Here is a 17014-nt window from a genome sequence, read left to right as displayed (position 1 = left end):
ACGTTTTTCTTGTCAGTCACCCTGATTTCGAGGTATGCCCGGCCCCACCTTCCTCTCCGGCGAGCGAATCGAACTCAGAACGGTTGAGGAAGAAGACCTCGATTTCCTGCAAGCGACCGTCAACGACCCGGCCGTCCGGTCGACCATCGGTAGTCGCTCACCCATCAACGGCCAGCAGGAGCGCGAGTGGTACGAAGAACGCGCATCGGACGACGACCACACCCACCTCCTCGTCTGTCGGGACGGGGAACTGATGGGTACCGTCGGTCTCTATCCGAAGGACTCGATCGGTGTCAACGCGGAGATCGGCATCTTCCTCGCCGAGGAGTTCTGGGGCGAGGGGTACGGCACCGAGGCCAGTCGGCTCGTCACCGACTACGCCTTCCGCGAACGCCGTCACCATCGCGTCGTGGCTCGGGTCTTCGAGGGAAACGTCGGCTCGGCGCGCATCTGGGAGAAACTTGGCTTTCGCCACGAGGGAACCCACGTCGAAGCCGAGTTCGTGGACGGCGAGTACGTCGACGTCGAGTTCTACGGACTCACGGAAGACGAGTGGTTCGACCCGAGCGAGTAGACTCAATTAGGACGCGAAGATCGACTGGAACCCACAGATTCGACCGAGATGCGCGGCTCGCGGTCGGTTCTCGTCGGCAGAATGGAGACGCGGATTACGCGCTTCGGGACTCCTTGCTCTTCGGGCGGAGCTTGCTGTACCCGCACTTGCGGCAGTGGTCGGCACGCTGTGGATTGCGGGCGTTACACCGCATGCAGATCATCTTTTCGAGCGTTCGTTTCTCCGCTGCGTCGAAACTGGCCATACCGATCGCTTTCTTCCCGCGAGGTTAAACGTTTTCGAGTCGGCGCGCTCTCCTCGGCCGAGTCGCTCCCGTTACTCGCTTATGCCGCGGTCACTCGCCCGCGTCGAGATACTCACCCTGAACCGCGACCACCGCGCTCGAATCCGAACAGTCGGCGTACCGACGGAGCGGTTCCGCGTTCAGTTCGAGGAACGTCTTGCCCCATCGGAACTTCGAGAGGATCTGCTCGGCTTGGTCGCGCTCACCGAGGATACACAGTCCCGCCGCGAACGCTTCCACGGTGTTCAACTGGAACGGCTTGCCGTAGTTGACGGGGTTCGCGGCGACGAGGAAGGGGAGCGCCCGGTGGACGCCGGGCATACCGAACAGCGCCCGCTCGGCACTCTTCCACGAGCAGTCGAGGGCGACGAGCGTGTCGGTTTCGGCTCGGTCGGCCGGCGAAAGCGCCTGCTCTGCGTGCGGATTGAGCACGATCCCGTAGGGCGTCGCCCGAGTCGTGCGATGAAGTTCGGCGAGGTCGAATCGCGCGAGCTTTCGGGCCGTACACTTGTCCGGGTCGTCGTCTCCCTCGTAGCGGACGTGAAGCTTCACCGACCGAAGGTTGGCGTGGCGCACTCAAAAGCGGTGCGGAGCGGGACGAAGCCGACCGAGGCGGTGCGCGGTATGAGGTGGTACGGGCCGGAGAGACGAAAACGACCGAGAGGCGGACGCGGCGGAAGGCCGCCCCGCCGGAGGCGCGGGGCGACGTGGAAACAAAATCGCCCGGAGTACTGATCGTGCCGGGAAACCCGGCAGATAGCTCTTCCGACGGCTATGGTTTGAATTTATATATGAGAGCTATAGCTCGCTCCCGACGGCTCCATTCGTCTCGATAGACCGTCCGCGCCGGGACGCTGAAGAGGGTCGTCTTCGTTGTCTCGCGTATGAGTCCCGAATCGGTCGTCCGCGGCTACTACGACGCCATCGACGCGCACGACTACGAGACGTTCGCCGGCCTGCTCGCGCCGGACGTGGTTCACTCGCGTCCCGACCGAACAATCGAGGGCCGCGAGACGCTCGTCGGATTCATGCGCGACGACCGCCCCGACAAGCGGACGTCCCACGAGGTTCACCGCGTGTACGAGGACGGGTCGGAGGCGGTCGCGGAAGGTCGACTACTCGATTCCGGCGGGGAGGAACTGTTCGAGTTTGTCGACGCCTTTTCGCTCTCCGACGGGCGAATCACGGAGATACGGACGTACACGCGCTGACAGATCGATCGAGCCGGTCTTCGGCTCACACGAGAGCGCCACTCGATTCGCCAGTTTACATATCAACCCGCCGTTTTTCGTTATTTGCTACCTTGGTACACGGAAAGATGACGTCAGCACGATCACGTCCGACATTGGGAGCGAGGAACGGTTTGATGGGCATCGTCGCCCTCCTCTCGGCCGGTCTACTGATAGCGGCGGCGACCGACGTGTATCGCGTCTTCTCGTACCTCGCGGCGCTACTCATCGCGGTCATCTTCTGCGCCGCGTCGATCGAGCGGAACGACGGCGAATTCGACCTTGCGCCGTACGGTCGGCTGTCGGTCGGATTGGGCGCGATTTTCATGACGGGACTGACCATCATCTGGCTCAGTTGGCATCCGGGCGTGTCGGAGTACACGTACCTGTTCGGACTCCCCATTCCGACGCTGGCGTACGTCGTCTTCATCTGGTTGCTCCCAATTCTCGGCGCATTCTACTACGCCTTCGTGTTCCCGCAAATCGGAGACGAGGAACTCGTCGACGACATCATGGCCGACGTGCGCCGAGTGCAGCGAACCGACGAATTACCCCTCTCCGCCTCCCGGCCCGAAGCCGACGGGGGTGGACTGACCGATGGGCGGCAAGCATCGTCGGACGGTTCCTCCGACGAGGGTGAGCGACGATGAACGTCGTTCCGCTGCAGGAGATTCCGATAACCGACAGCCCCTACGTATTGCTCTTCGGCGGCATCTACCTCCTGATGGTGCTCGCCATCGGCGTCTGGGGGTACCTCCAGACCGAGAGCACGGAGGACTTCCTCATCACCGGCAAGAACGTCGGAACATGGGTGCTCGCGCTCACCGCGTTCTCGGTCATCCAGTCCGGGTTCGGCTTCGTCGGCGGCCCGGAACTCGTCTACTCGTTCGGGACGACCGCGCTCTGGATCTTCTTCACTGCCCCGCTCGGATTCATCGTCACGTGGGCGTTGCTGGCGAAGCGGATGCGCCTGTTGGCGGATATCCGCGACGTGCTGACGCTCGCCGACGGCATGTACGTCAGGTACGAGAGCGCGTGGATTCGCGGACTGACCGCCGTCGCGGTCATCGTCGGCGTGATGGCGTACCTCGCAACGAACCTCGCCGCGTTGCAGTACGTCATGCGCGCGATTTTCGGGCTTCCAGTGATGTGGGGGCTGTTCATCGGCGCGCTCATCCTCCTGCTGTACAGCATGCTCGGCGGGATGATCGCGGGGGTCTGGACCGACTTCGTGCAGGCCATCACGATGATCGTGGGTTCCGTCTTCGTGTTCGCCTTCGCCCTCTCGTTCGGGGGCGGGATGGAGACGATTTCGCGGAATCTCGCCAGCGCCGACCCGGCGTTCGTCTCCCCGTTCGGCGCGATGGGAGCGCCGACCGCGACCATCTTCACGGCGCTCGGTTGGTGGCTCCTCTTTTCGGTCGGTGCGGCCGGACAGCCGCACCTGATAACCAAGTTCTACATGAGCCGCAACCTGCGCATCCTTCGCTGGGGTGCGCCCATCGCCGCGGTGACGTACGCGATTTCGAGCCTCCTCGCGTTTTCGACCGGCCTGTCGATGCGCGCGATGGTCGAGGCGGGGCGGACGGCCGCGCCAAAGAGCGCGTCCGTCGTCGGGCCGGTGTTCGTGCTCGAACACACGCCGGGCGTCGTGGCCGGGCTCATCTTGGCGGCGCTGTTGGCGGCGATAATGAGCACCAGTGATTCGTTCCTCAACATCGGGGCGGCGGCCATCTCCCGGGATATTCCCCGCGCGCTGGGACGCCCCATCGAGGACGACGCCACGGAGCTTCGAGTGACGCAAGCTGCATTGGGGGGTATCACCGTCGCGTCCACGCTTATCGTCTACTTCTCGGAGACGCTCGTCGGCATCCTCGGCACCATTGGATGGGGGTTCTTCGCGGCGGCGTTCTTCGCAATCGCGGCGTTGGGTCTGAACTGGAAGGGTGCGACGAAGGAGGGAGCAGTCGTCGCGCTCGTCGGCGGGCTGGCGCTCAACCTCCTCTACAGCGCCGTCCCGCGAATCGCGGCCACCGTCGGTCTTGCGGGACTCGGCGAGGCCGTCATGGGGCTGTACCCGTTCCCCGAATCGTTCCCGGTCGGAACGGTCGCGCTTCTGGTCACCATCATCCTCTTCGTCGTCGTCTCGATAGCGACGCAGCGAGGCCAGTCGGTTCCGGAGGACATCGGCATCCTCATCGAGCGATAGCATGACCGAATCGAACGAGAACTGTCACGCGCGATTCACTCGGTGGCTCCGACAGCGACCGACGTCGCTCGAATTCTGGGAACTGCTCGTGACCGACAGGCGCGTCGTCTGGTGTCTCGTCGGCGAGTCGTTCAAGTCGTTGCTCCTGCGGGCGGACACCGGCGAGCGCGGTCGCCGCGAAATCGAACGGTCGACGCCCGAGCGAGCGATGACGCTCGACGAGCGGAACTTCGCCGTCCCCCTCGATTCGCTCCGGTCGATCGAACTTCGTGACGGAACCAGACTTCGGCGCGCGGTACTGACGCTGACGTGGCAGGAAGACGGCGACATTACCGCGAGAAAACTGTACGCCGCGCGTTCGAGCGACTCACAGGTCGACGTCGTCGAGGCACTTCGGGAAGAGTCCTCGCTTTCGCACGTCGACATCGAGGTTGAGACGGCGCGCGGACTGCCCTGATTTCGGTACGCGACTCCGCTCGAAGTCTCGCTACTCGCGGTTCAGGTCGTTCTCCTCGTCGATATCGGAAAGCGCTGCGACAACGCGCCGGAGTATCTTCCCTTCGGCGCGGCGCAGGTTCTTCGAGGCCGCCGTCTTCGAAACGTCGAACGCCTCCGCCAGCGTGCCGAGCGTCGCGTCGCGCGGGGTTCGAAAGTACCCGCCGTCGACGGCCTTCTGAAGTGTTCGGCGCTCTATCTCGGACAGTTCCCGACAGCCGTCGAGCACGCTCTTCGTCGCACCGAGGTGCTGGATAACGTCGAGATAGTCCTCGAACGACGTGGCATTCCGGGATTCGACCCGAAAGTCGTTCCCGATCTCCAGATCCGCGAGCGCGTTGTCGGTGTTGTCGGCGGTGTCGAAGCCGACGCTCCAGAGTTCGCTTCCGTCGCTGATTCGAAACGGGCCGGTTATGTAACCGTCGTGTTTCCGTATCGTCCGCATCGCGTTCGTCTGCCCGATGAACGATTTGATGACCGCCGTGTCCTCCCGCCGGGACAGCAGTTCGAACCCTAACGTTCCCTCGTGGTTCTGGAGCGCGTTGAGACCGTTCGTCAGCGCACCGCGGTCGTTTCCAGTCACGAGGATTCTGGTCTCCAACTCCTGCTGGGCAGTGTTGAAGTCCCAGTGCATGGTGTGAAACGACACGTCGACGTCGTCCGTCACGTCGATATACGGACAGTCGTACTGTACCATATCCATCGTTACCGAAATCATGGTTCTCTATCGTTAATTACGAACAATAAGCATTGGCATCGGTAAATCTCGTCCGCGGCTGTCTCGTCGTGGCAAGCCCCGTACCTCTCGTTCGTCGGGTTCCGAGAAACGGTCGAGCGAAACGGAAGCGGTTCCGGCGCTACTCCTTCTCCCCCGAGCCGAGGGCGCTCTCGCCGACCGGTTCGTGACCCTCGATGACCTCCTGTCCGCCCATGTACGGGCGCAGGACTTCGGGTACCGTCACGGTACCGTCGTCGTTCTGATAGTATTCGAGGACGGCGACCATCACGCGCCCGATGGCGGTGCCCGAGGCGTTCAGCGTGTGGAGGTACTCGGTCGATTCGTGGCGCTCGGGGCGGTAGCGTAATCCGGCGCGGCGGGCCTGAAAGTTCTCGAAGTTCGACGCCGACGAGACTTCCAGCCAGCGACCGCCCCGTTCCGGCCCGTCGTCCATATCGTCGCCGGGTGCCCACACCTCGATGTCGTAGGTCTTGGCCGAACCGAACGTGAGGTCGCCCGTGCAGAGGTTCAGGATGCGATACGGGAGTTCGAGCTTCCGAAGCACCGATTCGGCCTCCGCGAGCAGCCCTTCCAGTCGGTCGTAGCTCCCCTCTGGTTCCACGAAGTTGACCAGTTCGACCTTGTTGAACTGGTGGACGCGAACGATTCCTCGCGTCGCCACGCCGTGTTCGCCCGCCTCGCGGCGGAAGTTCGGGGTGTAGGCCTGATGTTTCAGGGGGAGGTCGTCGCGCAGGAGGATATCCCCGGCGTACATGTTCGTTACCGGCACCTCCGCGGTCGGGCAGAGCCAGAGGTCGTCGCCCTCGATCTTGTAGGCGTCGTCGGCGAACTTCGGCAACTGCGTCGTTCCGGTCATGGCGTCGCTGTTGACCGGAATCGGCGGGAAAACGTCCACGTACTCCTGCTCGCGGTGCACGTCCAGCATGAACTGGACGAGCGCGTGTTCGAGTCGCGCGCCGTCGCCCTTGAGGAAGTAGAAACCGCTCCCCGAGACTTTTGCGCCGCGCGCCTCGTCGATGATGTCCAACTCCTCGCCGAGGTCGTAGTGCGGGACGACCTCCGCGGGCAGGTCGCGCAGGTCGTCGAACCCTTCCCTCCGAACCTCCACGTTGTCCTCCTCGTCCTGACCGACCGGGACGCTCTCGTGCGGGACGTTCGGGATTTCGAGCGACCGCTCTTGGAGTTCGTCGTCCAGTTCGCTAGCGCGCTCCTCGACCTCCTCCAGTTCCGCCTTGAGCTCGCCCGAGCGTTCGATGGCTTCCTCGGCCTCCTCGTCTTTTCCCTCCTGTTTCAGGTCGCCGATGCTCCGGCTGACCTCGTTTCGCTCGTGGCGCAGGTCGTCGCCGCGCGCCTTCAGTTCGCGCCACTCCTCGTCCAAATCGAGAAACTCGTCCAAGTCCACGTCGTCGGCACCTCGGTTTTCGAGGGCCGCCCGAACTTCATCGGGGCGTTCCCTGATAAACTTCCTGTCGAGCATTCCTACGTCGCTTTTCAGTCCGACTGCAAAAAACCGTATCGCTCTCGGAACTTCGGAACGACGAATTCCCGCGCGACAGTTGGCATTGCGCTCGCTGTTTCACCCTCGATTGTTCGATGCCGGTTCGCTTCGTTTCGTTGTTCCCGAACGTTCGTAACTCCGAGATCGACGCGGAATACCGGCGTCACTCCAGTTCCACAACCCCGAGAAACGCCAGCACGGAGTAGCCGAACAGCACCGCGACGAGCGCGAAGGCGGCGAACATGGTCGGCGCGGAGAGATACCGTGCCGCGCGATAGGAAAGTACGAGCCGTCCGAACCCCAAGAGGAGAAAGCTAACGACGACGAGGCCGAACGCGCCGAGTCCGAGCCACACGAACGTGCGCTTTCGCATCGTTTGCGGCGAGTCGCCGAACCGTCATAGCCGTGTCGCTCGCGGGTTCGGACGCGTAACTCCGGTCGAGCGTTCCGAGCGGTTAGCTAGCGTTGCGGTTCTCCGTCCGACATCTGTGACAGATGGCCGACTCCGTTTCCGACTCCGTTCCCGACCCCGACCTCGCGCGATTGCAGCGAAAGGTGAATCTCCTGACGACGCTGGTGCTGTTCCTGGTGTTCGTCGAACTCGCCCGAGCTCTCGGGAGTTTATTTCGCCTGTGAAACGTACTCCCCGTCATCGGTCTCGGCGTTTTTCTAACCGCCTTCGCGTGGTTTCTCGCGTACCTCACTTCGTAGGAGGGTCACTTCCCAGCGGTCGGAACTCGGTGCTCCGCACTCGGCGTCTTCCCCGGCACGACCGGCCACCCATCCCGCCAGACCAATCGGTCGAGCATGAGCACCCGGCGCGGCATCTCGCCGACCCACGGATTCGACCGCTCATAGGCATGGTAGAGGAGCCAGTGGTCGCCGTCCAGCCCTCGCGCGACGGCGCAGTGTCCCGGCCCGGCGAATCGGTCGTCGCCGTGGAGTATCGTCGTCCCCGCGGCCGAAAGCAGGTTCTCGCCGTCCCGGTTCCGGTACGGGCCGCGCAGCGAATTCGACCGCCCGACGACGACGCGGTACGTGCTCTTGGCACCCTCACAGCAAGTGCCGCGGGAGCCGAAGAGATAGAAGAAATCGCCGCGCCGAATCACGTAGGCCGCCTCGACGCCCTCACCGACGACCCGAAACTTCTCCCCGACCGTCCGCAGTCCGTCGGCGGAAAGGCGAATCCCGTAGATTCCGGCGTGACTCCCCCAGAACAGGACGGGCGTTCCGCGGTGGACGAGGAGGCAGGGGTCAATGGAGTGGGGGACACCGATCTCCTCGCTCCGGAACAGCGGGCCGCGGTCGTCGAACGGCCCGGCGGGATCGTCCGACGTGGCGACGCCGATTCCGGGATTCCCCGCCTGAAAGGAGGCGTAGGAGTAGTACAGCACGTATCGTCCCGCCAGTCGTCCGATGTCGGGCGCCCACAGACCGCCCCGTTCGCGCCAGTCGGGTTTCGTTCGGAACGCCTCGCCGACGTACTCCCAGTCGACGAGATTCTCGGAGTGTATTATGGGAATCAGTCGCCGTCGGCCGGGATTGCCCCAGTCTTGGTACGTCCCATAGGCGTAGTACGATCCGTCTCGTTCGATGACGGTGGGGTCGGCGAAGACGCGCTCGAACACCGGATTTCGATACGTTTCGGTCGCCCACGCGCATCCGGCGTTCGCGCCGACGAGTCCCGAAACTGCCGAGGCGAGGAACGAACGTCGGTTCACACGAAGAGTACGCAACCGCGCTCCAAAAGCGGTGTGGCACTCAGTGGCGTGCAAACGTTGCCGTAACTGAGGGTTATAAAATTCTTCGAGAATATGCTTACTACACATGGACGACGACCAGCCCCGATTCGGCACTCGGAGCGTTCACGCGGGGCAGGAGCCAGACCCCGCGACAGGGGCGGTTGCGCCGCCTCTCTACCAGACCACCTCGTACGCCTTCGATGACGCCGAGCACGCCGCCGACCTGTACGCGCTGGACGCCGACGGTCACATCTACTCTCGACTGAGCAACCCGACCGTCGAGATGCTGGAAGACCGAGTCGCGTCGCTCGAAGGCGGCGCCGGCGCTGTCGCCACCGCCAGCGGGATGGCCGCGCTGGACGCTCTCACGCTCGTTCTCGCCGAATCCGGTGACAACGTCGTCGTCTCCACCGACACCTACGGCGGAACCACGGCCTACTTCTCGCACACCGCTTCCCGCCGGGGAATCGACGCGCGATTCGTGAACACGCTCGATTATGACGCCTATGCCGAGGCCATCGACGAGGACACGGCCTTCGTTCACGTCGAGACGGTCGGCAACCCGTCCCTCGTCACGCCGGATTTCGAGCGCGTCGCGGAGGTCGCCCACGACCACGGCGTCCCCCTCGTCGTGGACAACACCTTCGCCACGCCCGCGCTCTGTCACCCGCTCGAACTGGGCGCGGACGCGGTCTGGGAGTCGACGACGAAGTGGCTCCACGGTAGCGGCACAACGGTCGGCGGCGTGCTCGTCGACGGCGGCGCGTTTGACTGGGAGGGCTACCCCGAACTCGCGGGCGAGAACCCGGCGTACCACGGCGTGGACTTCTCGCGGGACTTCTCGGACGCGCCGCTCGCCGCCGCCGTTCGGTTCCGGTCTGTCAGAAGCCTCGGAAATCAACAGTCCCCGTTCGACGCGTGGCAGACCCTGCAGGGCATCGAAACGCTCTCGCTTCGGATGGAACGTCACTGCGAGAACGCGGCCATCGTCGCGGAGTACCTCGCGGATCACGACGAGGTGGCGTGGGTGGCCTACCCCGGCCTCGAATCGCACGAGACGCACGAGAACGCCGGTCGGTACTTGGACGGTGGCTACGGCGGCATGATCGCGTTCGGACTCGGCGAGTTCGAGGCCAGCAAGACGTTCTGCGAGACGGTGGAACTCGCCTCCTTCCTCGCCAACATCGGGGACGCGAAGACGCTGGTCATCCACCCAGCGAGCACGACGCACGCACAGCTCTCGCCCGAGGAGCAGAGGGAAGCGGGCGTGACGCGCGACCTCGTCCGCCTCTCGGTCGGCATCGAAGATCCCGCCGACATCCTCGCCGACATCGATGCGGCCATCGAGGAGGCGACGCGATGACCGTCTCGCTCGGCTCGTTCGAGTTCGAATGCGGGGGAAGCGTTTCGGACTTGGAAGTCGCCTACGAAACCTACGGCGAGTACACCGGCGACAACGCGGTGCTTGTCTGCCACGCGCTGACCGGGAGCCACCACGTGACCGGATGCGGTCCGCGAGGGGTTGACGGACAAGGAACCGGCTGGTGGGACGCTATCGTCGGCCCCGGCAAGTTCATCGACACGCGCGAGCAGTTCGTCGTCTCCGCGAACGTCCCCGGTTCGTGCTACGGAACCACCGGCCCGGCGAGCACGAACCCGGAGACGGGCGACCCCTACGGCTCCAACTTCCCGAGCGTGACCGTCGGCGACTGGGTGCGCGCCCAGCGCCGTCTGCTCGACCACCTCGGAATCGATACGCTCCGTGCCGTCGTCGGCGGAAGCGTTGGCGGCATGAACGTCCTCGAATGGGCCAAGCGGTATCCCGAGCGCGTCGAGCGCGTGATTCCCGTCGCCACCGCCGCCCGCCTCGACCCGCAACTGCTCGGTCTCTGTGCGGTCGCCCGGCGAGCCATCACGTCCGACTCGGTGTGGCAGGGCGGCGACTACTACCCCGACCACCCGGACGCCGGTCTCGCGCTCGCCCGGCAACTCGGCCACGTCTCCTACCTCTCGAAGGATTCGATGGAGCGCAAGTTCGGCAGACGACCCGCCGACTGCCCGCCCCGGTCGTTCGCGTCCGACGGCGGCCCGGGCGGGTTCACCCCCGACACCGAGACGTACCGCGACGTGGAGAGCTATCTCGACTACCAGGCGCAGAAGTTCGTCGAGCGATTCGACGCGAACAGCTACCTCCATCTCACGCACGCCATGGAGAACTACGACCTCTCCGCCGGGTACGAATCGGACGCCGACGCGCTGGCTGAATTCGACGGAGAAGCACTCGTTCTATCGATTTCGGGCGATTGGCACTTCACCGTCGAGCAAGCCGACCGCCTCGCAACCGCGTTCCGCGAGGCAAGCGTCGAGGTGACGCATCGCGTCCTCGACAGCGACCACGGACACGACGCCTTCCTCACCGAACCGGAACTGGTCGGCCCGCCGATTCGCCGATTTCTCGCGCCTGCGAAACGTTTCGCACCGGTTCACGCCAGCCTGTTCGCGCACTGAGAGCAGTCGGACGAGTTGCGCGCCGCCGGTGAGTCGTCCCGTCCGGCCATGCCACTAATTACCGTGCGAATCGTCCAGAGTCCGGGATGTACAATCGACTGCTCGTTTCAGCGCTCGTCTTCGTGTTGGTGGTGGGGAGCGTTCCGGCGTCGTCCGGAACCGCGGTGACCGCGCGTTCGGCGACCGCACAAGATGCTTGCGACTTCACGCAGCTGTACGACCGGACGATGGACTCCGTCGTCTCGGTTCGCGTCGGCACCCGAGGCGGGGAGTTCGGTCAGGGGTCGGGGTTCGTCTACCGACTTAGACCGAACGGAAGCGGTCTCGTTGTCACGAACAATCACGTCGTCGCAAACGCCTCGACCGTCGCGGCTCAGTTCGACCGCGGCGAGTGGCGCACCGCGCGTATCGTCGGCACCGACCCGTACAGCGACCTCGCGGTGCTGCGCGTTCGGCGCGTTCCGTCGTACGTCGACGCGCTCTCGCTCGCCAATGGGACGGCCGAACCGGGCGAAAGAGTCGCGGCGCTGGGGAGTCCGCTCGGACTGCAGGGGTCGATTACCGAGGGCATCGTCAGCGGCGTCAACCGCTCGCTTCCGTCCGAACAGGGGTTCTCGATTCCGAACACGATACAAACCGACGCGGCCATCAATCCCGGGAACAGCGGCGGGCCGCTCATCGACTGCAACGGAGAGGTGGTGGGCGTCAACACCGCCGGAATCAGCGGCGGCGAAAACCTCGGATTCGCCATCCCCGCGGGCGTTGTTCGGCGGGTCGCTCCGTCGCTGGTCGAGAACGGAAGCTACCGCCACAGCTACCTCGGCGTCGCCTCGGTGGACGTCTCACCCGTCGTCGCTCGCGCTAACGGGCTGAATCGAGCGCAGGGTGTACTGGTCGCCAACGTCGTCCCCGGTAGTCCCGCGAGCGGCGTCCTCCAAGGGAGCGGGCGCACGGAAACCGTGCGCGGGGTCACCGTCCCGGTCGGCGGCGACATTATCGTCGGCGTCGACGGGCGGCGTATTCAGTCGGGAGAAGATCTCTCTAGCTATCTTTCGACCGAAACGCGTCCAGGCGAGACGGTTCGACTGACGGTTCTCCGGGACGGGCAGCGTCGAACCGTGAACGTAACGCTCGGGACGCGCCCGCGACCGTCGCGCGAAAAAATCAGTCACTGATCTCGATCTTGCTTCCGGTCTCTTCTTCCGCCTCGGCGATGGGGAGGCGAACTTCGAGCACACCGTTGCGGTAGGTCGCCGAGATGCCGTCCTCGTTCACCGTCTTCGGCAGGGTCACGCGCTCGGAAACCTGACGGGCGCGGGTGAACTCGTCGCCGGTCACCTCGTGGTTCGCGGAGACCGTGAGCGCGTAGTCGCGGAACGAGAGGTCGATCTCTTCCTTCTCGAACCCGGGCAGGTCGGCGACCAGGACGAACGCTCCGTCGCGTTCGCTCAGGTCGATGTGGGTTTCTCGGCGGGGTTCGGTCTGCGACTCGCCGAGCCCCCACATTCGAGCGCGCATCTGTTCGAACATGCGATCCATCTCCTCGAAGGGGGTGTATCGTTCCATGACAATCACTGATGATAGTAGAGGCTTTGTGAAAAGATAAAGTTGTCGAGCGACGGAATATCACCGTCTCGGGTTTTCTCGCCCAGATATCCCTTCTCGGGGCTTCCACTTTAAATCGCGTTTTTCGCCGCCAGCACCTCGTGCAGTTCGTCCATGTGCGAGACGATGGTATCGCAGGCCGGTGCGACGGCGGGTTTCGGGTCGAAGCCGACCGCTAGCCCCGCGACTTCGAGCATCGGCAGGTCGTTCGCCCCGTCGCCCACCGCCACGGTGTTGACCAGATCGGCTCCCTGCTCCGCCGCCAACCGCTCCAGCGCGTTGTCTTTCGTCCCTTCGATGAGCGTCCCTTCGACTTCGCCCGTCAGCGCCTCTCCGTCGTCCGGCAGTTGGTTGGCGACGATGGTGTCCACCGAGACGCCTTCGCGGTCGAGGGCGGCCCGCACGCCGCGCTCGAAGCCCCCGGTCAGGATGGCGACGTGGGTTCCCTTCTCGGCCAGCGCGGAGAGCACGTCCGCCGCGCCGGGACGGAGGACGACCTGCGAGTACGCCTCCTCCGCCCGTTCGACCGGTAGACCTTCGAGTAGCGCCGCGCGGGCGCGGAGGCTCTTCGCGTAGCTGATCTCGTCGTTCATCGCCCGGGCGGTGATGTCGGCCATCTCGTCGGCCACGCCCATCCGCTCGCCGAGGAGAACCGTCATCTCCGAGTCCGAGAGCGTACCGTCGAAGTCGAACGCGACTAACTTCATTCGACCTGGGGTTCGCGCTTCGGATTGTTAAAACGGCGTGGTCAGCGTGGAAATTGCCGAAGCACCAACTGAACGCCGGCACCTGGTGAAATCGCGTTCGGAGCGGTACCGTAGTCACAGTCCCTGTCGTATCAGGGTTAGCAGTTCTCGCGCGTCATCGAGCTTTTTCTGCCGCATTTCTTCCTCGATACTAGGGGTATCGAGTCCCGCTAACGCGTTGTGCGCCCGGTCGATGCCGATAATGCTCTCGACAAGCCGTTCTCCCTCTTCGAACGAAATATCGTCTCGGGCTACCCGGTGTTTTCGTTCGAGTCGCTCGCGTTTCAGTTCCATCTTCATCTCCTCGACACGTTCGCGCTCGTCCTCGGGGATGGTGTCGAGACGTTTGCATTCGAAGACGAACGCGTTCAAGTCGACAGTCGTCCCCAGGATGGTGAGTTCGTCGGGCATCTTCTTCCCGATGGTTCCGGAGGGACGTCGGATTCGGTCGAGGAGTCGCTGTCGTTCTTGCTCGTTCATGTTGGTGTTCGGTGTCGGTCGCGGGTCGTCCGTCAGCGATTCATCGCGGAATCGATTTACGGTATCAACTTCAACTGACAGCGATATAACCGTTAGTGACACGGATTTGCTCTAAGGTAACTTTCACTTCGACACCGTTTACTTGCCGAGGAACTCGTTTCAGAACGATGGACGACGAGGAATCGAGTCCGACCGAACTCCTGAGTTTGGTCAGCAACTCGACCCGACTCGAAATCCTTTGGGCACTGGCGAGTGCGTACCGCGATTCACCGACCGACCCGTGGCTCGATTACTCCGAAGTTCGTGACGCGGCGGGAACCCGGGACAAGGGGAACTTCAACTACCACCTCGATTGACTCGGCGACCTCGTCGTGAAACGACCGGAGGGATACAGAATCTCGCGTTTCGAGATAAAAATCGCCTCTGCGGTCGCTTCCGGCACCCTCGAACTGGAGTGGACGGGAATCGACAGACGTTCCCGGGGGATGTCCCTTCTGTACCGATTCGTTGCGTCTCCGCTACGAAGACGGCAATCTCTCTGACGTGTGGAACGGAAGAACACTCTCTGGTACTCCCGAGGTCGCCAAGTCTACTCGAGACGGGGTCGGCAGAAACGCTCATAGAGCGACTTTCCGTCTTATCGTATCACGAGTTTACACTGGCCTCCGTGGCGTCTGTTCGGAGTGTCAGGGATACGTCGACGGGAAGATTCACATCGGGGACGTTCAACCCGAGTACTACCACTTCCACGGCGACTGTGGTCGGTGCGGATTCCAAACCGAATTTCCCGTCGGAGTGGCCGTCCTCTCCCATCCGGGCGTGATTTCTTTCTTCGCGGAGCGCGGTACCGACGTTCGCTCGGTACCGTTCTGGACGCTCGACTTCTGTACTCCCAGGTGCGAGACGGAACTCTCTACGAATCCGCTCCGTCTGCGTGTCGATGTGAAACGGGATGGAGAGACGCTGTCGCTAACGCTGAACCGCGATGGATCCGTCGTCTCGACCGAGCGATCGCGTGATTCCTAGCGAGGGGATATTGGTCGCACTCCCCAGCGAGCGGAACGAGCGTGAAGGTGAGCGAACCGGCGATTACATTCCGTCGATTTCGAATAGAAATTATCATGGCAATCTTCGCGGTGAGAGAAAGGGTTAACGGGCATGGAGCGCACTTCTATCAGCAATGAAGGTTCTGGTCACCGACCCTATCGCCGACGCGGGACTCGACCGACTCCGCGACGCGGGGTACGAGGTGGAGACGGCCTACGACGTGGAGGGCGACGCGCTCTTGAACGCGATCTCGGACGCGAACGGACTCATCGTCCGCTCTGGGACGGACGTGAATCGCGACGTGTTCGAGGCCGCGTCCGAACTCGTCATCGTCGGACGCGCGGGCATCGGCGTGGACAACATCGACATTGAGGCCGCGACCGAACACGGCGTCATCGTCGCCAACGCGCCGGAGGGGAACGTCCGGGCCGCCGCCGAACACACAGTCGCCATGGCGTTCGCCGCGGCGCGCTCCATTCCGCAGGCGCACGTCCGACTCAAGGGCGGTGAGTGGGCGAAAGGCGACTACCTCGGCACGGAACTCAACGGGAAGACGCTCGGCATCGTCGGCCTCGGTAGGGTCGGACAAGAGGTCGCCAAGAAACTCGACAGCCTCGGGATGAATCTGGTCGCATACGACCCCTACATCAGCGAAGACCTCGCCCGGCAGTTGGGCGCGGAACTGGTCGAACTGGACGACTGTCTCGACCGCGCCCACTTTCTCACGGTTCACACCCCGCTCACGCCCGAGACGGAGAACCTCATCAGCGACGAGGAACTCGCGCAGGTCGAAGGTGGCTACGTCGTCAACTGCGCCCGCGGCGGTGTCGTGGACGAGGTCGCCCTCGCCAAGGCGGTCAAAGACGGCATCCTCGCGGGTGCCGCGGTGGACGTATTCGCCGAGGAACCCGTGCCGGAGGATAATCCCCTGCTCGACGTGGACGACGTCATCGTCACGCCCCACCTAGGCGCGAGCACGGAGGCCGCACAAGAGAACGTCGCCACCAGCACCGCCGACCAGGTCGTCGCCGCGCTGCGCGAGGGACCCGTCATCAACGCGCTCAACGCACCTTCGGTCGAGGAGAGCGCGTTCCCCCGCGTCCAGCCCTACATCGAACTCGCGGAGACGGCGGGCAAGATAGCAACCCAACTCCTGGACGAGCGCATCGAGCGCATCGAAGTGAACTATGAGGGCGACATCGCCGAGGAGAACGTAGAACTCGTCACCGCGAGCGCCCAAAAAGGCGTCTTTCAACCGCTCGAATGGCAGGTTAACGCGGTCAACGCGCCTCAGATCGCAAAGGAGCGCGGCGTCGAAGTCACCGAGAGCAAGACTCGGCAGGCCGAGGACTTCCAGAGCCTCATCGCGGTCACCGTCGAGAGCGCGGACGAGGAAATCACGGTCGAGGGAACCCTGTTCGCCGGCGACGACCCCAGAATCGTCCGCATCGACGGCTTCCGCGTGGACGCCATCCCGCACGGGTTCATGGTCGTCGCTCGCAATCAGGACGTGCCCGGCGTCATCGGTTTCGTCGGCACCGTCCTCGGCGAACACGACCTCAACATTGCGGGGATGTTCAACGCCCGCGAAACCGACGGCGGCGAAGCGCTCTCTGTCTACAATCTGGACGACGAACTCACCGAGGACGCCAAGAACGCCCTCGAAGCCGACAAGCGCATGATAGAGGTGCGGAGCATCGCGCTGAACGGATAAACGCAGGGCTGAGAGACGAACGGCTGACCGACGAACCTTTTTATACGAAGACGGGAGCAATCTCGGTAGGATGACCTGACACTACCAGACGGACTCCGGCCCTACCCTGCCGCGAAAGCCGGACTCAAGTACACGCCCACCTTCG

The 17014-nt window shown here is 63.7% G+C and carries 22 protein-coding genes; 13 read left to right on the top strand and 9 right to left on the bottom strand.

Translation table 11 applies throughout. The features are described 5' to 3' along the window. The first annotated feature begins 34 nt into the window (after positions 1-34). On the top strand, positions 35-574 hold the full coding sequence (locus LIW51_RS14860) for a GNAT family N-acetyltransferase (protein WP_227374881.1): 540 nt from the start codon (positions 35-37) through the stop codon (positions 572-574). A 94-nt stretch (positions 575-668) separates the two neighbouring features. Here the strand turns inward: LIW51_RS14860 and LIW51_RS14855 are convergent, their stop codons facing one another. Both LIW51_RS14855 and LIW51_RS14850 read right to left on the bottom strand, forming a co-directional pair. Then, on the bottom strand, positions 669-818 hold the full coding sequence (locus LIW51_RS14855) for a 50S ribosomal protein L40e (RefSeq protein WP_227374880.1): 150 nt from the start codon (positions 816-818) through the stop codon (positions 669-671). A 90-nt stretch (positions 819-908) separates the two neighbouring features. Further along, positions 909-1409 carry a DUF367 family protein gene (locus LIW51_RS14850; protein WP_227374879.1) on the bottom strand — a complete coding sequence of 167 codons (501 nt, stop codon included), beginning with the start codon at positions 1407-1409 and terminating at the stop codon, positions 909-911. A gap of 15 nt (positions 1410-1424) precedes the next feature. Between LIW51_RS14850 and LIW51_RS14845 the strand changes: the two genes are divergently transcribed. From LIW51_RS14845 to LIW51_RS14825, 5 genes are all read left to right on the top strand, one after another. Beyond that, positions 1425-1592: a hypothetical protein gene (locus LIW51_RS14845; RefSeq protein WP_227374878.1), complete on the top strand. Its 168-nt coding sequence runs from the start codon at positions 1425-1427 to the stop codon at positions 1590-1592. A gap of 149 nt (positions 1593-1741) precedes the next feature. After that, on the top strand, positions 1742-2068 hold the full coding sequence (locus LIW51_RS14840) for a nuclear transport factor 2 family protein (protein WP_227374877.1): 327 nt from the start codon (positions 1742-1744) through the stop codon (positions 2066-2068). 155 nt (positions 2069-2223) lie between these two features. Next, positions 2224-2736 carry a hypothetical protein gene (locus LIW51_RS14835; protein WP_227374876.1) on the top strand — a complete coding sequence of 171 codons (513 nt, stop codon included), beginning with the start codon at positions 2224-2226 and terminating at the stop codon, positions 2734-2736. Further along, positions 2733-4295 (top strand): sodium:solute symporter family transporter, encoded by a 1563-nt coding sequence (locus LIW51_RS14830; protein WP_227374875.1) that lies wholly within the window; start codon positions 2733-2735, stop codon positions 4293-4295. The genes LIW51_RS14835 and LIW51_RS14830 overlap by 4 nt, the downstream gene beginning before the upstream one ends. A gap of 1 nt (position 4296) precedes the next feature. Next, complete coding sequence (locus LIW51_RS14825; protein ID WP_227374874.1) at positions 4297-4752, top strand: hypothetical protein; 456 nt, start codon at positions 4297-4299, stop codon at positions 4750-4752. Between the two features lie 30 nt (positions 4753-4782). Here LIW51_RS14825 and LIW51_RS14820 read toward each other — a convergent pair whose 3' ends face one another. From LIW51_RS14820 to LIW51_RS14810, 3 genes are all read right to left on the bottom strand, one after another. Further along, on the bottom strand, positions 4783-5508 hold the full coding sequence (locus LIW51_RS14820; RefSeq protein WP_227374873.1) for a helix-turn-helix domain-containing protein: 726 nt from the start codon (positions 5506-5508) through the stop codon (positions 4783-4785). A gap of 139 nt (positions 5509-5647) precedes the next feature. After that, positions 5648-7006, bottom strand: a complete 1359-nt coding sequence (gene serS, locus LIW51_RS14815; protein ID WP_227374872.1) for a serine--tRNA ligase — start codon at positions 7004-7006, stop codon at positions 5648-5650. A 184-nt stretch (positions 7007-7190) separates the two neighbouring features. Further along, complete coding sequence (locus LIW51_RS14810) at positions 7191-7400, bottom strand: hypothetical protein (protein ID WP_227374871.1); 210 nt, start codon at positions 7398-7400, stop codon at positions 7191-7193. Between the two features lie 122 nt (positions 7401-7522). On the opposite strand from LIW51_RS14810, the gene LIW51_RS14805 reads away from it, so the two are divergent. Then, positions 7523-7663: a hypothetical protein gene (locus LIW51_RS14805; protein WP_227374870.1), complete on the top strand. Its 141-nt coding sequence runs from the start codon at positions 7523-7525 to the stop codon at positions 7661-7663. Positions 7664-7743: 80 nt separating this feature from the next. Here LIW51_RS14805 and LIW51_RS14800 read toward each other — a convergent pair whose 3' ends face one another. Next, positions 7744-8748, bottom strand: a complete 1005-nt coding sequence (locus LIW51_RS14800; RefSeq protein WP_227374869.1) for a family 43 glycosylhydrolase — start codon at positions 8746-8748, stop codon at positions 7744-7746. 106 nt (positions 8749-8854) lie between these two features. Here LIW51_RS14800 and LIW51_RS14795 point away from each other — a divergent pair, with 106 nt between their 5' ends. The 3 genes from LIW51_RS14795 to LIW51_RS14785 all read left to right on the top strand — a co-directional run bounded on the left by LIW51_RS14795 (position 8855) and on the right by LIW51_RS14785 (position 12452). Continuing rightward, on the top strand, positions 8855-10132 hold the full coding sequence (locus LIW51_RS14795) for an O-acetylhomoserine aminocarboxypropyltransferase/cysteine synthase family protein (RefSeq protein WP_227374868.1): 1278 nt from the start codon (positions 8855-8857) through the stop codon (positions 10130-10132). Continuing rightward, positions 10129-11277, top strand: coding sequence for a homoserine O-acetyltransferase MetX (gene metX / locus LIW51_RS14790; RefSeq protein WP_227374867.1), 1149 nt, complete (start codon positions 10129-10131; stop codon positions 11275-11277). The genes LIW51_RS14795 and metX overlap by 4 nt, the downstream gene beginning before the upstream one ends. Before the next feature lie 86 nt (positions 11278-11363). Then, complete coding sequence (locus LIW51_RS14785) at positions 11364-12452, top strand: S1C family serine protease (protein WP_227374866.1); 1089 nt, start codon at positions 11364-11366, stop codon at positions 12450-12452. On the opposite strand, the gene LIW51_RS14780 is transcribed toward LIW51_RS14785, so the two are convergent. From LIW51_RS14780 to LIW51_RS14770, 3 genes are all read right to left on the bottom strand, one after another. Then, a complete protein-coding gene (locus LIW51_RS14780; protein ID WP_227374865.1) occupies positions 12442-12843 on the bottom strand; it encodes an Hsp20/alpha crystallin family protein in 402 nt (133 codons plus the stop codon). The genes LIW51_RS14785 and LIW51_RS14780 overlap by 11 nt on opposite strands. Positions 12844-12953: 110 nt before the next feature. After that, positions 12954-13589, bottom strand: a complete 636-nt coding sequence (serB, locus tag LIW51_RS14775; protein ID WP_227374864.1) for a phosphoserine phosphatase SerB — start codon at positions 13587-13589, stop codon at positions 12954-12956. 114 nt (positions 13590-13703) lie between these two features. Next, positions 13704-14210 (bottom strand): DUF5788 family protein, encoded by a 507-nt coding sequence (locus LIW51_RS14770; RefSeq protein WP_227374863.1) that lies wholly within the window; start codon positions 14208-14210, stop codon positions 13704-13706. Between the two features lie 65 nt (positions 14211-14275). Here LIW51_RS14770 and LIW51_RS14765 point away from each other — a divergent pair, with 65 nt between their 5' ends. From LIW51_RS14765 to serA, 3 genes are all read left to right on the top strand, one after another. Beyond that, the gene (locus LIW51_RS14765) at positions 14276-14464 is read left to right on the top strand and encodes a DUF7347 domain-containing protein (protein WP_227374862.1); all 189 of its coding nucleotides are present in this window, start codon (positions 14276-14278) and stop codon (positions 14462-14464) included. A gap of 151 nt (positions 14465-14615) precedes the next feature. Beyond that, on the top strand, positions 14616-15134 hold the full coding sequence (locus tag LIW51_RS14760; protein ID WP_227374861.1) for a DUF7351 domain-containing protein: 519 nt from the start codon (positions 14616-14618) through the stop codon (positions 15132-15134). Positions 15135-15288: 154 nt separating this feature from the next. Next, positions 15289-16869 (top strand): phosphoglycerate dehydrogenase, encoded by a 1581-nt coding sequence (serA, locus tag LIW51_RS14755; protein WP_227374860.1) that lies wholly within the window; start codon positions 15289-15291, stop codon positions 16867-16869. Positions 16870-17014: the final 145 nt, after the last annotated feature.

The organism is Haladaptatus halobius, assembly GCF_020618475.1.
GTDB lineage: Archaea > Halobacteriota > Halobacteria > Halobacteriales > Haladaptataceae > Haladaptatus > Haladaptatus halobius.
The sequence above is the reverse complement of the archived record's forward strand: the minus strand, read 5'-3'. Positions and strand labels throughout refer to the sequence as shown.

Coding starts and splice junctions, on each gene's coding strand:
- LIW51_RS14860 (WP_227374881.1), top strand. CDS start 35: ATGCCCGGCCCCACCTTCCTCTCCGGCGAGCGAATCGAACTCAGAACG.
- LIW51_RS14855 (WP_227374880.1), bottom strand. CDS start 818: ATGGCCAGTTTCGACGCAGCGGAGAAACGAACGCTCGAAAAGATGATC.
- LIW51_RS14840 (WP_227374877.1), top strand. CDS start 1,742: ATGAGTCCCGAATCGGTCGTCCGCGGCTACTACGACGCCATCGACGCG.
- LIW51_RS14835 (WP_227374876.1), top strand. CDS start 2,224: ATGGGCATCGTCGCCCTCCTCTCGGCCGGTCTACTGATAGCGGCGGCG.
- LIW51_RS14830 (WP_227374875.1), top strand. CDS start 2,733: ATGAACGTCGTTCCGCTGCAGGAGATTCCGATAACCGACAGCCCCTAC.
- LIW51_RS14825 (WP_227374874.1), top strand. CDS start 4,297: ATGACCGAATCGAACGAGAACTGTCACGCGCGATTCACTCGGTGGCTC.
- LIW51_RS14820 (WP_227374873.1), bottom strand. CDS start 5,508: ATGATTTCGGTAACGATGGATATGGTACAGTACGACTGTCCGTATATC.
- serS (WP_227374872.1), bottom strand. CDS start 7,006: ATGCTCGACAGGAAGTTTATCAGGGAACGCCCCGATGAAGTTCGGGCG.
- LIW51_RS14810 (WP_227374871.1), bottom strand. CDS start 7,400: ATGCGAAAGCGCACGTTCGTGTGGCTCGGACTCGGCGCGTTCGGCCTC.
- LIW51_RS14805 (WP_227374870.1), top strand. CDS start 7,523: ATGGCCGACTCCGTTTCCGACTCCGTTCCCGACCCCGACCTCGCGCGA.
- LIW51_RS14795 (WP_227374868.1), top strand. CDS start 8,855: ATGGACGACGACCAGCCCCGATTCGGCACTCGGAGCGTTCACGCGGGG.
- metX (WP_227374867.1), top strand. CDS start 10,129: ATGACCGTCTCGCTCGGCTCGTTCGAGTTCGAATGCGGGGGAAGCGTT.
- LIW51_RS14785 (WP_227374866.1), top strand. CDS start 11,364: ATGTACAATCGACTGCTCGTTTCAGCGCTCGTCTTCGTGTTGGTGGTG.
- LIW51_RS14780 (WP_227374865.1), bottom strand. CDS start 12,843: ATGGAACGATACACCCCCTTCGAGGAGATGGATCGCATGTTCGAACAG.
- serB (WP_227374864.1), bottom strand. CDS start 13,589: ATGAAGTTAGTCGCGTTCGACTTCGACGGTACGCTCTCGGACTCGGAG.
- LIW51_RS14765 (WP_227374862.1), top strand. CDS start 14,276: ATGGACGACGAGGAATCGAGTCCGACCGAACTCCTGAGTTTGGTCAGC.
- serA (WP_227374860.1), top strand. CDS start 15,289: ATGAAGGTTCTGGTCACCGACCCTATCGCCGACGCGGGACTCGACCGA.